Origin of the sequence: Pseudomonas sp. NPDC089406 (genome assembly GCF_044900265.1) — a bacterium.
Lineage (GTDB): Bacteria > Pseudomonadota > Gammaproteobacteria > Pseudomonadales > Pseudomonadaceae > Aquipseudomonas > Aquipseudomonas fakonensis.
The window spans coordinates 22930-36305 of record NZ_JBJDNC010000055.1 but is presented as its reverse complement, the minus strand read 5'-3'; the positions used below and the strand labels follow the sequence as shown (position 1 = coordinate 36305).

Genomic DNA, 13376 nt, shown 5'->3' with positions numbered 1-13376 from the left:
TAGGAGGGCGCCCGGCATGGATGCCGGTCGAGCGCCGATCGGGCCAGGGACGGCCCGTCGGCGCGTACCTCCGTAGCAAGCCCGGAGCGAGGGAACCCCCGGAGCGCAGCGTAGGGGGCCGGATGATAGGAGCAGGCGGTTTTGCCTACTTTTGCCAAGTCAAAAGTAGGCCGCCGTAAGGGCGGAAAGGTGACGAAAAGCCGCCATCGTCAATGAATGCGCATACATCTCCGAAGGCAATCACCCTGTACTACGAACCCGAACCCGAACCCGAACCCGAACCCGAACCCGAACCCGAACCCTCAAGCCCCCCATTCTGCAACGCCTCGATAAACACCCCCTCCGCCCGACTCAACCGCTGCTCGCGGTTCCACAGCAGGTGAATATCCACATCGGCAATCCCCTCAAGCGGCGGCAGCTTCCACAAAAGCCCCGCCGCCACATCCGGCGCAACCACATGCTCCGGCAGGCAACCGATGCCAAACCCGGCAATCACCAGCCTGCGCACCTCTTCAAGGCTCGGCGACGAGGCGACAATCCGCCCGGCAAACCCCTGCTGGTCACGGAAAATGGTCAGCGGCGAGAGCATCCCGCCAATCTGGTCACTGGTAAAACTGACGAAGTTCTCCCGCAACAGGTCGCCCTCCTGCTGGCCGAACAGGGCATGGTGCCGGCCACAGAAAAACGCGTAGCGCTGGCGCAGGAACAACCGCTGCTCAAGGCGCGGCTGCGGTCGGCGGTTCAGGCTCAGGCCAGCAGTGGCGGTCTTCTCCTGCAGCGCGGCAACAATGTCCGAACTGCGCATCACATCGATCTCAAGCTCCACCCGCGGGTGCTGGCGGTGAAACTCGGCAAGGAAGTTGTCGAAGCGTTCACTGACGATACGGCTGATCATCAATAGCCGCACTTTGCCCACCAACTCGTCTGCCGGTTGCTCCAGCAGGCCGCCGATCTGCGACATCTGCCCGTACACCTCGCCAGCCAACGCAAACAGCTGTTCACCCACCTCGGTCAACACGAAGCGCGGCCCGCGACGGGCGATAAGCTGGCGGCCCAGTTGCTCCTCCAGGCGCTTGAGCGCCTGGCTTACCGCCGGCTGGGTCAGGTGCAGGCGCGCGGCGGCGCGGCTGATGGACAACTCCTGGCCGATCACCCGAAAGGTGCGCAGAAGGTTCCAGTCGAGGCGGTCGTTGAGCAGGCGGTCGGGCATGGCGGGCTCGGTATAAGCAGGGTTAATAGTTCGAATAATAAATAGAAAATTGACTAATCATAGAGGTGGGCCGAAAAATCGCAGTCATTGAAGTGCCTGCTCGCAAGGTCGGTGCTGCTTGCTTCGCGGGTAAACCCGCTCCCACAGGCAAAGCGTCCACCCTGTGGGAGCGGGTTTACCCGCGAAGCAGACGACACGTTGCAGCAGGCCGCCTCAACCAAGCGCCAACAGAGCGCAAACCGTGCCCCAACTCCTGCCAAAAAAACAAGCAAAGGAGCCACCCCCATGAAGCCCGTCGCTTCGCCCCAACCACGCCGCGCCGCTGCCGCCGCGTTCATCGGCACCATGATCGAGTGGTACGACTTCTACATCTACGCCACCGCCGCCGCGCTGGTGTTCGGCGCCTTGTTCTTCCCCTCCGACAACAGCCTGTTCAGCACCATGGCGGCCTTCGGCACCTTTGCCGTGGGCTTTTTCGCCAGGCCCCTGGGCGGCATCGTGTTCGGCCATATCGGCGACCGCATCGGGCGCAAGAAGTCGCTGATCATCACCCTGCTGATGATGGGCGTGGTCACCGTATGCATCGGCCTGTTGCCCACTTATGCGCAGATCGGCGCCGCCGCGCCGGTGCTGCTGATCATCCTGCGGGTGGTGCAAGGCATTGCCGTGGGCGGCGAATGGGGCGGGGCCGTGCTGATGGCCGGCGAGCATGCGCCCAAGGGCCGGCGCAACTTCTTCGCATCCTTCGCCCAGTTGGGCAGCCCGGCCGGGTTGATCTTGTCGCTGCTGGCCTTCAGCGCGGTCACCCGCCTGCCGGAAGAAGAGCTGATGAGCTGGGGCTGGCGCGTGCCGTTTTTGGCCAGCGCGCTGTTGCTGCTGGTGGGCCTGGCGATTCGCCTGGGGGTCAATGAGTCGCCGGAGTTCCTCGCCAGCCGCGAGCACGCCGAAAAGGCCCGGCGCAAAGAGCAGGCGCCGGTGTTCGAGGTGCTGCGCACCGCCTGGCGGCCGCTGCTGCTGTGCATCGGGGCCAACACCCTGGGCATTGCCGGGGTCTACTTCACCAATACCTTCATGATCAGCTACACCACCCAGCAGTTGCACCTGGAGCGCTCGCTGATTCTCGAGTGCCTGTTCTTCGTGGCGTGCATCCAGTTCTGCGTGCAGCCGCTGGCGGCGTGGCTGTCGGAAAAACTCGGCGCCACGCGCTTTCTGGCTTTGGTTGCGTTGCTGGCGATGGCTTCGCCATACCCGATGTTCGTACTGGTCAGCAGCGGTGAGGGCCCGCTGATCGTGCTGGGTATCGCCTTGGCGGCGGCCTGCATGGCCTCGTTCTACGCCGTGATTGCCGGCTACGTCAGCGGCATGTTCGACACCCGCGTGCGCTACACCGCCATTTCCCTGGCCTACCAGATCTGCGGCGCCATTGCCGGCGGCCTGACGCCGTTGATCGGCACCTGGCTGGCCCATCGCTTTACCGGCCAGTGGTGGCCAATGGCGCTGTTCTACACCCTGATCGCCACCATTTCGCTGCTCTGCGTGCTGGCCCTGGCGCGCCAGTACGCCCGTAGCCGCCAGCTCGAACTGGCCTGAACCCCTGATTTGCCTGGAGTACCTGCAATGTTGAAATGCAACGGCGAACGCCTGTGGGCGAGCCTGATGGCCATGGCCGAAGTCGGCGCCACCGCCCGTGGCGGCAGCTGCCGCCTGGCCCTGAGCGACGAGGACAAGGCCGGCCGCGAACTGTTCAGCCACTGGTGCCGCGAAGCCGGCCTGACCCTGAGCGTGGATGCCATCGGCAACCTGTTCGCCCGCCGCGCAGGCACAGACCCGCAGGCCGCGCCAGTGATGATGGGCAGCCACCTCGACACCCAGCCTGAGGGCGGCCGCTTCGATGGTGTTTATGGGGTGCTGGCCGGTCTTGAGGTGCTTCGCCGCCTCGACGACCTCGGCATCCAAACCCGCAAACCACTGGAAGTCGCGGTATGGACCAACGAGGAGGGCGCGCGCTTCACCCCGGCCATGTTCGGCTCGGCGGTGTTCACCGGCAGCCTGGCCCTGGAGCAGGCCCTGGCCATCCGCGACGCCGACGGCATCAGCGTGGCCGATGAGTTGCGCCGCACCGGCTACGCCGGCCAGCGCCCTCTGGGGGGCGAGGTGGATGCTTACTTCGAGGCGCACATCGAGCAGGGCCCGATCCTTGAAGACAACGCCAAGGCCATCGGTGTGGTCAGCGGCGGCCAGGCCATTCGCTGGCTGGACGTCACGGTCGAAGGCATGGCTGCCCACGCCGGCACCACGCCGATGGCGCTGCGCAAGGATGCCCTGTACGGCGCCGCGCGGATGATCCAGGCGGTCGAGCAACTGGCTGCCGATTTTGCCCCCGAGGGCCTGACCACCGTCGGTGAACTGGCCATCGCCAAGTCGTCGCGCAATACCATCCCCGGCGTGCTGCATTTTACTGTCGACCTGCGCCACCACCGTGACGCGGCCATCGAGGCCATGGAGCAGGACCTGGCCCTCAAGCTGCAGGCCATCGCCAACCAGCGTGGTTTGCAGGTGCGCATCGAGCGCCACTGGGTCAGCCCGGCCACGCCGTTCGATGCCGAATGCGTGGCGGCGGTACAGCAGGCGGTGGACGGTCTGGGCTACGCCCAGCAGCCGATCGTCAGCGGCGCCGGCCACGACGCCATTCTGCTTGCCCGTTACTGCCCGACGGCCATGGTGTTCATCCCGTGCGTCGGTGGCCTGAGCCATAACGAGGCCGAAGACGTGCTGCCCGAAGATGCCCGCCAGGGTGTCGATGTATTGCTCAATGCCGTGCTGGCCCGCGGCGGCCAGGTTGTACAAGGAGAAGCCTGATGCGTTGCTACTTCCACCCCGAACAGCTGCTGCACCACCCGCGCAGCTACTATTCCCGCGGCGCCATGCGCACCCCGCAGGAAGTGCCCGAGCGCGCCCAGCGCCTGCTGCAGGCCGCCAAAAGTCTTGGTTTTGACATCCGCCAGCCAGCCGATGCCGGCCTGGCGCCGCTCGAAGCCGTGCACGGCAAGGCCTACCTGGCGTTCCTCGAAGAGGCCCACGCACGCTGGAAGGAAGTGCCCGAGGACTGGGGCGACGAGGTCATGTCCAACATCTTCGTGCGCGAGCCCAACGCCCTGCGCGGCATCCTCGCCCAGGCCGGGCGTTACCTGGCCGATGGCAGTTGCCCGATAGGTGAGCACACCTGGCACGCCGCCTACTGGTCGGCGCAAAGTGCCGTGGCCGGCGCCCAGGCGATTCTCGACGGCGAGCCTGCCGCCTACGCCCTGTGCCGCCCGCCAGGCCACCACGCGCGCTTCGATGCCGCCGGCGGCTTCTGCTACATCAACAACGCCGCCGTGGCCGCCCAGGCCTTGCGCAGCCGTTATCGCCGGGTGGCGATCCTCGACACCGACATGCACCACGGCCAGGGCATCCAGGAGATTTTCTACGACCGCGATGATGTGCTGTATGTCTCGGTGCATGGTGACCCGACCAACTTCTACCCGGGCGTAGCCGGCTTCGAAGACGAGCGCGGCAGCGGCGCGGGGCAGGGCTACAACCTCAACCTGCCGATGGCCCATGGCGCCAGCGAGGCGGATTTCATGGCCCAGCTGGAAGTGGCGCTGGCCGCAGTTAAGGACTTCGGCGCCGAGGTGCTGGTGCTGTCGTTGGGCTTTGATATCTACGAGCTGGACCCGCAGAGCAAGGTGGCGGTTACCACCGCAGGGTTTGCCCGCTTGGGTGAGCAGATTCGCGGGTTGCGGTTGCCGTGTTTGATTGTGCAGGAGGGGGGGTATCACCTGGAGAGTTTGGAGGCCAATGCGCGGGTGTTTTTTGCGGATAAGGGGGATTGGCGGTAAGGCTCTGAGCCGGCAGCGTGCGGTGCTGCCGGCGGTGTTGTAGGTGGGCTCTGGCTCAAGCTTTAAAAGCGCTTAACTGCTAGAGCTCAAGTTGTATTTCTTGAGGGTAACAAATTCAGGTTCTCGCCAGTTTGGGCCTTTGATGTAGCCGTTGCCGTTGTGTTGGATCAAACCTTCATTCTTCATCTTTCTGATGAGGGCGATGAGCTGGAGGTTATCTCCGATGAAAACCCAGTCATTGAGGTTGTAGAGATTATCTAGCCAAGGGTGAGAGATGCCGTTCCCCCTGACAAGCGCCAGAATAACGTCGGTGGGTGTCTCATTCTGGATAATGTCGTTGATGGAGGTCATTTGTATTCTCGCGCAATTTGCCGGTTGTAGGCTTCGGTGGCTTCGGGTGTGTAGAGCAAGCCTGGGTCCGAGCTGAGACGGTAGTCCTCTAGGGCCGCAGCATGTGTGTTGTTCCAGGTTTCACCCCCGTCATCGGGCTCGGCGCCGTCCTTGATCCCAAGCTCACGGAACCGTTCAAGCTCCCTGACTTCATGTGTATAGAAGCGAAGGTCAGTATCTGAAGCACCTATTTCGCCGATTAGTACTTTTTCAAGTCGTTCAATCATGATGTCGTTTGCATCAGATTTTATAAATCGGCCCGTATGCAGTCTGACCAAATCTATCCCGGTTCGTGTAATTGTGGCGGTTCGCCAGTCGAGATGCTGAATCGGACCTCCGGCTTTATCGGGATTGTACATTCGTCCGCTGAAAACCCCCTTTGTTGTCGCCCCTGGATACGGAGAGTTGAATACGACATACAACGGCGGCAACCCTGAGTCTGCCGGAAACACGATGACGTAGTCATCCCAGCTCGCATCGCCAAGGCCAGGATAGCTGTCGACTCTCGCCTCGACCGGCGTCAGTGTCGCGCCTTCATACACCGGTGGCTCTACGTGCTCGATTGGCGTAGCGGTCGAAGCGTCGCCCGGTGTAACCACCGGCGTCCATGTCAGCGTGCGTGGCGGAACATCGGCGGTGGTGGCGCTGTAGAGGTTGCGTTGAGTGTCATAGGTGGCTGCTATCACGCGTACCTGCGGGGGTACGAACTGTCCGTCGCTGGTGGCCGCGAATAATTCCGAGCTGCCGGCCTCGCCTGCTTTCGAGCCGAAGCGGTAGGGGAGGTCGACCAGGGGCGTTGCCGCGCTGCCGTTCGCCAGCGTCGAGGCAAGATGAGGATCCAGCTCGGCGAGCGGGGTCTGTAACACATAGCGTGCCGGGAGTTCGCCGTTACCCAGGCGTGATGGATACAGCATGGCGAATGTGCCTACCGCGAACCCTGCCAGAACGCCCGAACCAAGGCCTTTCAAGGCGGTGATGGACGCTTTGATCTCGCCCAGTAGGGAGAGCGTCGACAGCACCGCGCCGGCAGGAGTAACGAGCAGTGGGCCTGCGATAGCAGCTGTTCCGGCTGCGGAAAACGTGTTCGCCTGGCGCATGAGTTCATGGTGAGCAGCGATGCGTGCGGCTTCAGCTTGCGCGGCGGCTTCAGCAGTAATACGGTCAATTTCCGCTTCAACCTGCGCTGCGGCTTCAAGTGCTTCAATTTTGCTATTCAGATCGGCCAGAGCTTGTTGAGAGAGGGCAATGGTTTGTTCGGCGAGCGCGAGGTTGATTGCAGCGTTATAGCTTTTGAGCAGTAGCTCATGCGCCGGGCCGGTCGAGCCCTTGTCGATTTTTACCGCGCGAGCCTGGAAGGAGTCGGAGGCTTTGGTGATGTCGGTTTGGAATGGGTTCTCGCCGTAGAACGCCTTGGCGTCCATTTCCAGGTTTGGAAGTTCAAGCTGTGCGCTTTGTATCAGGTTCAGTACGGTGCTTCTTTGGGCTATCAGATTGCTCAGGGGGTGAGTTTCAATTGATGCGGGTGTTGAAAGGGCGTGGTTTACCTTTTTTTGATTCGCTGTTTTTTGGTCGCTGAGTGATGCTGAGGCGACGATATGGGTAGTGAGCGCCAGAAGCTTGAGCGGCAAGAAGTTGAGGGGGCCGCCAGGACTCATTTTGCTTATGTCTTGTGACGTGCTGAGAAGGGAGCCTGAGCCAAATGAAAAATTAGGCCATGTTACATAGTTGTTTTTGTAGCTGGGGTGATCGGGGGTTATCAGCAGAGGAGGGAGAGTGACCGGTCCTTGCATATCAGCTCCATCGAATAGTTATCGTCGGATGTAGGGTTTATCGACTGCTTCGGTATCCAGATAGAAAGCCTTCTGCGAACTTCTGGTGGGTTTGATTCTGAGGATTCGATCCGAGCGTTAACAGTCAGCGCCTATTGATCTTGGCTGTAGGACTGTTCTGGCGTGCGTGTATGATTTGGCGTTGCATCAGGCGCAGTCGGTTGAACGAGCGAGACGTCCGGGCGAGTAACATCTCCCTCGTAGGCGCTCTGGTCGGGTTTACCGGGCGATGTGCTTATTCACGGCCGCTCGTGAACAGGCAGCAAGGTAATAGCTGGCGGAGCGATGGATGGCACCGGCGTTGCCGGTGTTCGCGGGTAAACCCGCTCCCACAGGTACGGCGCCTGTTTCGCGTCTCGTCCTGTGGGAGCGGGTTTACCCGCGAAGCAGGCGACGCGGCGTCCAGCTTTTAGAGATTGAGCAAGACAGTTGCTCCCACAGGGGCTGCATCACCTTCAGGTTTGCACTGAACCTGTAGGAGCCGGCTTGCCGGCGATGAGGCCGGCACCGGCAGTGCAAGGCTGACGGGCCCCATCGCAGGCAAGCCTGCTCCTACAGAGATCGCGTGGCTTTGCCGTGAAAACCCGCCCCGACCTTACGGGTGAAAGGTCTTCCCCAGCGCATCCAGCCGGCTGGCGATCGGCGGCAGCCTTCGGCTGCTGGACGCCAGGGTTTCCATGTCCTGGGCTGTGCCGCTGGCAATCCCCTGCACCGACTGCAAGCGCTCGACGATCTCCTGGCTGACCGCCGACTGTTCGCGGGTGGTGGTGACGATCTGCCCGTTCAGCGTGTCGATCTGCGCAATGTCGCGGCTCACCGCCAGCAGCATCGCCGCCGCCAGCTGGCTGTCCTCGACGCAGCGCTCGACCCCTTGGCGGCTGTCGTGCATGGCCTCGACCGCCTGCCGGCTGCCTTGCTGCAGGGCCTGGATGATCGCCCTGATTTCCTGGGTAGACACCGCAGTACGCTTGGCCAGGTTGCGCACCTCGTCGGCCACCACCGCAAAGCCGCGGCCCTGGTCGCCGGCACGGGCGGCCTCGATGGCGGCGTTCAGTGCCAGCAGGTTGGTCTGCTCGGCAATGCTGCTGATCACCTCCAGCACGGTACCGATCTGCTGCGCCTGCCCGGCCAGGGCCTCGACGGTGTCGTTGGTGCCTTGCAGGTGCGAGGCCAGCTGGGTGATCTCCTGCTGGGCGCGGTTGACGCTGTCCTGGCCGCGGCTTACCTGGGCGCTGGCCTGGCCTGCATGTTCGGCGGCGTGCTCGACGTGCTCGGCAATGTGGCCCATGGCGTCGCCCATCTGCTGCATGCAGCCGGTTACCTGGGCAATTTCGTTCAGCTGGTGGCGGGCGCCTTTTTCCAGGGTGCTGCTGGTCTTGGCCAGTTCCTGGCCCAGCTCGCCCAAACCTTGCGAGTCGCGCACCACGCCATCCACCAGGTCGGTAATCTGGCCGAGAAAGCGCTCGAAGCGCTGGGCCAGCGAAACGTGCGCCGCGCCTTCGTTGGCGGTTTCGCGGGTGAGTTGCGAGGTGGTCAGCAGCATCTTGTCGAGCAAGTCCTGGCTCTCTTCGGCGTCCCGGCGGGCGTGCACGGCCAGGTACAGCAGGGCGATGGTCTCCATCACCACGTAGAACGCATGCACCATCACCATCCCCCAGCCGCCATGGTGAGCCATGACGAACACCGGGTAACCCTGGTGCTGCAGCACATGGAAGATCACGTGGTGCAGGGCGATGGTCAGCGCCGCCACCAGGATCGGCAGCCAGTCACGGTAGAAGGTCAGCACCGCCAGCAGGGCGAAGATGCCGAAGTGCGATTCGATCATGCCTTCGGCCTGGTTGATGTGCAGCGCCGCCATGAGCATCAGCCCGACCGCCAGGCAGCAACGCATCGGGCGCGTGCCGCCGATGGCGCGGTACAGCCCGGTCAGTGCAAGGCAGGTGCCGCCGCCGACCACGAGGGATTGAATCAGGGTGTCGTGCCAGAACGCCAACGCCAGGGAAAACACCAGCATCAGCCAGGTCAGGCCGAGCATGATCCGGTCGGCCTTGCGGTAGTGCGGATAAAAGCGGGCGGCGTGGGGCATGGGCGGGGCTCCGTGGGGTCAAGCAGAGCGTAGCCGTTTGCCATTATTGTTCCAGGCGGGGAATGCGAATGGGTGTGTGCCGCAGCAGTCGCTACAACCCACCTCGGCGCACATGCTTGACCATCACCTTCTCCAGCAACTCCCACATCGCAGGGTCGGTACTGAACGCCACGTTGAAGCGCATCCACCCGGTCGCCTTGGCATCGACCATGAACAGCTGCCCGGGCCCGAGCATGATGCCTTTCTCCAGCGCGTCATCCAGCAGCGCGGTGCTGTCGGGGATGGCCGGATGGCGGGTCCAGATGTACATGCCTTCGTCGGACTCGATGAACAGCTCGAAGCCCAGCCGGTGCAGGTGCCGGCCGACTTCCTGGTGGGCGTCGGCCAGGCGCTGGCGCAGGCGCTTGAGGTGCTTGCGCCAGCGCCCGTCGATGATCGCGGCGTACACCACCCGCTCCATCACCTGCGAGGTGGTCAGGCCCGAGCGCATCTTCAGGTGCAGCAACTTCTGGGTGAGCTCGGGGTTGGCCAGCAGGTAACCCACCCGCACGTTGGGCGAGATGCTTTTCGAGTAGCTGCCGACGTACACCACCTGCTGCAGGTGGTCGAGGCTGGCCAGGCACGGCAGCGGGTCGGCGATCATGTCGGCGTACAGGTTGTTCTCCACCAGCCGGAAGCCATGCTGGCTGGCCAGCTGCAGCAGGCGGTGCAACTGCGCCAGCGGGGTGCGCGAGCAGGTCGGGCTGTGCAGGTGCGGCTGGGTGAAGAACGCCGTGGGGCGGTGGTGGGCCAGCAGGCGCTCGAGCTGGTCGAGGTCGTAGCCGGCCGGGGTGCGCGGCACACCCACCAGGGTGGCGCCCTGGGTGCGCAGGATGCTCATCAGGTTGGGGTAGCCAGGGTCGTCCACCAGCACCACGTCGCCCGGGCGCACCAGGGTGCGTACCGCCAGGTCCAGGGCCTGGCTGGCGCCGTGGGTCAGCATCAGTTGCGCCGGGTTGGCGACGATCGACAGCTCTTGAGTGAGGTTTTGCGCGGTCAGCGCGCGCAGCTCGGGCAGGCCCATGGGGTCGCCGTAGCCCGACAACTCCAGCGGGCTGCCGGCCACCTGGCGCATGCCGCGGCGCAGGCCTTCTTCGTACATCCAGTCATTGGGCAGCCAGCCGCAGCCGGGTTTGAAGGGGAGCTGGCGGGTCTCGAAGATCTGCTGCAGGTACCACTCGGAGTTGAACATCGGGCGCGAGGTGTCGGCCTCGACGTTCTGGCTGTCCAGCAGCTCGTTCGCCGCACGATTGACGAAGAACCCCGCATTGCCCTTGCTCACCAGCAGGCCCTGGGCTACCAGCCGGTCGTAGGCCTCTACCACGGTGAAGGTGCTCACCGAGTAAGTGGACGCGAAGGCACGGATCGACGGCACCTTCGCGCCGGGCTTGAGGGTCTGGTTGTCGATCAGTTCACGCAACCCGTCGATGATCTGGTTGACCAACGGGGTAGGGGAATCCGGGTGTAGCTGGAGCATTCAGGGTGCCTTCAGGGGTGCGTATCGCCAAGCGCCTGCAGGGTGTATTGCATTGGCGGCCTGTACAGTGCAGTGCGGATTTCATGCCACTGTGCATGGCTCTCTGTGTCAGACATTTTTACATTACGTGTCAGATATATCCAACACAGCGCGTACCAGCGTCATGAACAATCACAACATCGCTGCATTACCGTCGAGGCATGCCTCGCACCTTCTTTCTGCCCGGTCGGCCGCCTACGGCCCGGCCCCAGCATGGTTCAGTTCGTTCAGGGGGCAACCTCTGACGGCGTAAGCAGGCCGCCACGGATGGCCTGCGTGTGTCTTTGCACACCTCCCTGCCCGCACCAGCACTGATGTACAGGTGAGACCGATAACCATCGGGGTTTCACAGTTTTCCTTGGATAAAAAGAAGCACGGGGTACACAACTGATGGACGCAACATCTACATCCACCGCGAAAGGCGAGCACGAGAGCAAGCTCAGTGCCTCGCTGAAATCGCGTCACCTGACCATGATGTCGATCGCCGGGGTAATCGGCGGCGCACTGTTCGTCGGGTCCGGCAGCGTCATCCACAGCGCCGGCCCTGCCGCGGTGCTGGCCTACCTGGCCGGCGGCATCCTGGTGGTGCTGATCATGCGCATGCTCGGCGAAATGGCGACTTCCTCGCCAGACACCGGCTCGTTCTCCACCTACGCCGACCGCGCCATCGGCCGCTGGGCAGGCTTCACCATCGGCTGGCTGTACTGGTGGTACTGGGTGATTCTGATGGCCTGGGAAGCCTATGTTGCCGGCAAGATCCTGCACGGCTTCTTCCCCGACGTCAGCGTCAACGTGTTCGTGCTGGCCACCACCATGGTGCTGATCACCGTCAACTTCTTCAACGTCAAGCACTACGGCGAGTTCGAGTTCTGGTTCGCGCTGATCAAGGTGGTGGCGATCGTCTGCTTCCTGATCGTCTGTACTGCGGCGGTGATGAACATCTGGCAGTTCGGTGAAGTGCGTGGCATCACCCACCTGACCGCCGAAGGCTTCATGCCCAACGGCATCACCACGGTGATCGGTGCCTTGCTGGGTGTGATGTTCGCCTTCCTGGGCGCCGAAATCGTCACCATCGCGGCCTCCGAAGCCAAGGACCCGGCCACCCAGATCGTCAAGGCCACCAACTCGGTGGTATGGCGTGTGTGCCTGTTCTATGTCGGTTCGATCTTCCTGATCGTCTGCCTGGTGCCGTGGAACGACCCGCAACTGGGCGTCTCCGGTTATGGCGCCTACCGCCGCACCCTGGAACTGCTGGGCGTGCCCCACGCCGAGCTGCTGATGAACTTCGTGGTGCTGACCTCGGTGAGCAGCTGCCTGATCTCCGGCCACTACACCGCTTCGCGCATGCTGTTCTCCCTGGCCCAGCGTGGCGATGCGCCGTCGTTCTTCAAGATCACCCGCGCCGGCACCGGCGTACCGGTGTACGCGATCATCGGCTCCTGCGCCGTGGCGGTGGTGTGCGCGCTGATCAACTTCAGCGAGACCCTGCGCCCGAAAGACGTGCTGGACACCCTGATGAACACCACCGGCATGATTGCCCTGCTGGTGTACCTGGTGATCGCCTTCTCGCAGCTGCGCATGCGCCGCAAGCTGATCGCCGAAGGTAAGGAAGTGCGCCTGAAGATGTGGCTGTTCCCATGGCTGACCTACCTGGTGATCGCCTTCATCGTGGCGGCCCTGGTGACCATGGCGTTCATGCCTGACTACCAGATCCTGGTGATCTCCACCGGCATTGCCGCGGCGGTCGTGGTGGCCATGGGTGTGGTGCATCAGATCCGTAGCGCCAAGCAACCGCACTAAGCGCTATTGCATTGCCTGAAACGGCCGGGCCCTTCGCGGGGCCCGGCCGTTTTGCGTTTCACGGGCTGGGGCGTACCGGGCCTGAGGCATCGAAACTCAGGGCGTCGGCCGCGCCCAGGTGAATCTGCCGGTCGCCGCTTTGCAGCACCGCGCTGCCGGCCTGCACGCTGACCTGGGTCTGTTCGGGCAGGCGGTCCAGGGTCAGCTGTGCGGCGTGGATGGCCAGGGTGCCGTGGTCGGTGACCAGCAGCAGCGGGCGTGGGTCGCTGGCGGCTACCTCCAGGTAGATGCCGCCGGTGAGCACGGTCAGGCGTCGTTGCTGCGGGCTGTACTCGATATCCACCGCCGTGTCGGGGCGCAGCACCAGCAGGCTGCCGTCTTCCAGGTGGCGGCTGATCTGCTGCTGGCTGTCGGTGCTCAGGTCGGCCAGTTCGAAGCGCTGGCGCATCCACGGCGAGCCGAGCAGCGCAGAGGCGCCGACCAGGGCGAGGAGGATGAGGGCGAGGGTGGTTTTCATCGAGGGCGATGGCATGCAGGGACTGACCCCAAGCATAGCCGGCAGGTTCCCCCTGTAGGAGCCGGCTTGCCGGCGATAGCGCCAGTAAACCCGGCACAAGGCCGCGCA

General features: G+C 63.4%; 10 protein-coding genes. 4 read left to right on the top strand and 6 right to left on the bottom strand.

The genetic code is table 11. The features are described from left to right. Window positions 1–250: 250 nt before the first annotated feature. Window positions 251–1210: a LysR family transcriptional regulator gene (locus ACI2KK_RS26170; RefSeq protein WP_404671244.1), complete on the bottom strand. Its 960-nt coding sequence runs from the start codon at window positions 1208–1210 to the stop codon at window positions 251–253. Window positions 1211–1495: 285 nt separating this feature from the next. Here ACI2KK_RS26170 and ACI2KK_RS26165 point away from each other — a divergent pair, with 285 nt between their 5' ends. Genes ACI2KK_RS26165 through ACI2KK_RS26155 form a run of 3 tightly spaced genes read left to right on the top strand, consistent with a single transcriptional unit; the run spans window position 1496 to window position 5091 of the window. Next, entirely contained in the window at window positions 1496–2800 is a 1305-nt protein-coding gene (locus tag ACI2KK_RS26165; RefSeq protein WP_404671243.1) for an MFS transporter, read from the top strand. A 27-nt stretch (window positions 2801–2827) separates the two neighbouring features. After that, the gene (locus tag ACI2KK_RS26160; RefSeq protein ID WP_404671242.1) at window positions 2828–4069 is read left to right on the top strand and encodes a Zn-dependent hydrolase; all 1242 of its coding nucleotides are present in this window, start codon (window positions 2828–2830) and stop codon (window positions 4067–4069) included. Further along, window positions 4069–5091, top strand: coding sequence for a histone deacetylase family protein (locus tag ACI2KK_RS26155; protein ID WP_404671241.1), 1023 nt, complete (start codon window positions 4069–4071; stop codon window positions 5089–5091). Before ACI2KK_RS26160 ends, ACI2KK_RS26155 begins: the two co-directional genes overlap by 1 nt. Before the next feature lie 72 nt (window positions 5092–5163). Here the strand turns inward: ACI2KK_RS26155 and ACI2KK_RS26150 are convergent, their stop codons facing one another. From ACI2KK_RS26150 to ACI2KK_RS26135, 4 genes are all read right to left on the bottom strand, one after another. Further along, on the bottom strand, window positions 5164–5442 hold the full coding sequence (locus tag ACI2KK_RS26150; RefSeq protein WP_404671240.1) for a hypothetical protein: 279 nt from the start codon (window positions 5440–5442) through the stop codon (window positions 5164–5166). Then, on the bottom strand, window positions 5439–7271 hold the full coding sequence (locus ACI2KK_RS26145; protein ID WP_404671239.1) for an S-type pyocin domain-containing protein: 1833 nt from the start codon (window positions 7269–7271) through the stop codon (window positions 5439–5441). The genes ACI2KK_RS26150 and ACI2KK_RS26145 overlap by 4 nt, the downstream gene beginning before the upstream one ends. Before the next feature lie 634 nt (window positions 7272–7905). Then, complete coding sequence (locus ACI2KK_RS26140; RefSeq protein ID WP_404671245.1) at window positions 7906–8598, bottom strand: methyl-accepting chemotaxis protein; 693 nt, start codon at window positions 8596–8598, stop codon at window positions 7906–7908. Between the two features lie 889 nt (window positions 8599–9487). Beyond that, a complete protein-coding gene (locus ACI2KK_RS26135) occupies window positions 9488–10912 on the bottom strand; it encodes a PLP-dependent aminotransferase family protein (protein WP_404671238.1) in 1425 nt (474 codons plus the stop codon). A 429-nt stretch (window positions 10913–11341) separates the two neighbouring features. Between ACI2KK_RS26135 and ACI2KK_RS26130 the strand changes: the two genes are divergently transcribed. Then, window positions 11342–12751 (top strand): amino acid permease, encoded by a 1410-nt coding sequence (locus tag ACI2KK_RS26130; RefSeq protein ID WP_404671237.1) that lies wholly within the window; start codon window positions 11342–11344, stop codon window positions 12749–12751. 58 nt (window positions 12752–12809) lie between these two features. Here the strand turns inward: ACI2KK_RS26130 and ACI2KK_RS26125 are convergent, their stop codons facing one another. Continuing rightward, window positions 12810–13268 carry a FecR family protein gene (locus tag ACI2KK_RS26125; protein WP_404671236.1) on the bottom strand — a complete coding sequence of 153 codons (459 nt, stop codon included), beginning with the start codon at window positions 13266–13268 and terminating at the stop codon, window positions 12810–12812. Window positions 13269–13376: the final 108 nt, after the last annotated feature.

Excerpts from the sequence above, each read along its gene's own strand:
- ACI2KK_RS26170 (WP_404671244.1), bottom strand. The coding sequence starts at position 1,210 with ATGCCCGACCGCCTGCTCAACGACCGCCTCGACTGGAACCTTCTGCGC.
- ACI2KK_RS26165 (WP_404671243.1), top strand. The coding sequence starts at position 1,496 with ATGAAGCCCGTCGCTTCGCCCCAACCACGCCGCGCCGCTGCCGCCGCG.
- ACI2KK_RS26160 (WP_404671242.1), top strand. The coding sequence starts at position 2,828 with ATGTTGAAATGCAACGGCGAACGCCTGTGGGCGAGCCTGATGGCCATG.
- ACI2KK_RS26155 (WP_404671241.1), top strand. The coding sequence starts at position 4,069 with ATGCGTTGCTACTTCCACCCCGAACAGCTGCTGCACCACCCGCGCAGC.
- ACI2KK_RS26150 (WP_404671240.1), bottom strand. The coding sequence starts at position 5,442 with ATGACCTCCATCAACGACATTATCCAGAATGAGACACCCACCGACGTT.
- ACI2KK_RS26145 (WP_404671239.1), bottom strand. The coding sequence starts at position 7,271 with ATGCAAGGACCGGTCACTCTCCCTCCTCTGCTGATAACCCCCGATCAC.
- ACI2KK_RS26140 (WP_404671245.1), bottom strand. The coding sequence starts at position 8,598 with ATGGGCCACATTGCCGAGCACGTCGAGCACGCCGCCGAACATGCAGGC.
- ACI2KK_RS26135 (WP_404671238.1), bottom strand. The coding sequence starts at position 10,912 with ATGCTCCAGCTACACCCGGATTCCCCTACCCCGTTGGTCAACCAGATC.
- ACI2KK_RS26130 (WP_404671237.1), top strand. The coding sequence starts at position 11,342 with ATGGACGCAACATCTACATCCACCGCGAAAGGCGAGCACGAGAGCAAG.
- ACI2KK_RS26125 (WP_404671236.1), bottom strand. The coding sequence starts at position 13,268 with ATGAAAACCACCCTCGCCCTCATCCTCCTCGCCCTGGTCGGCGCCTCT.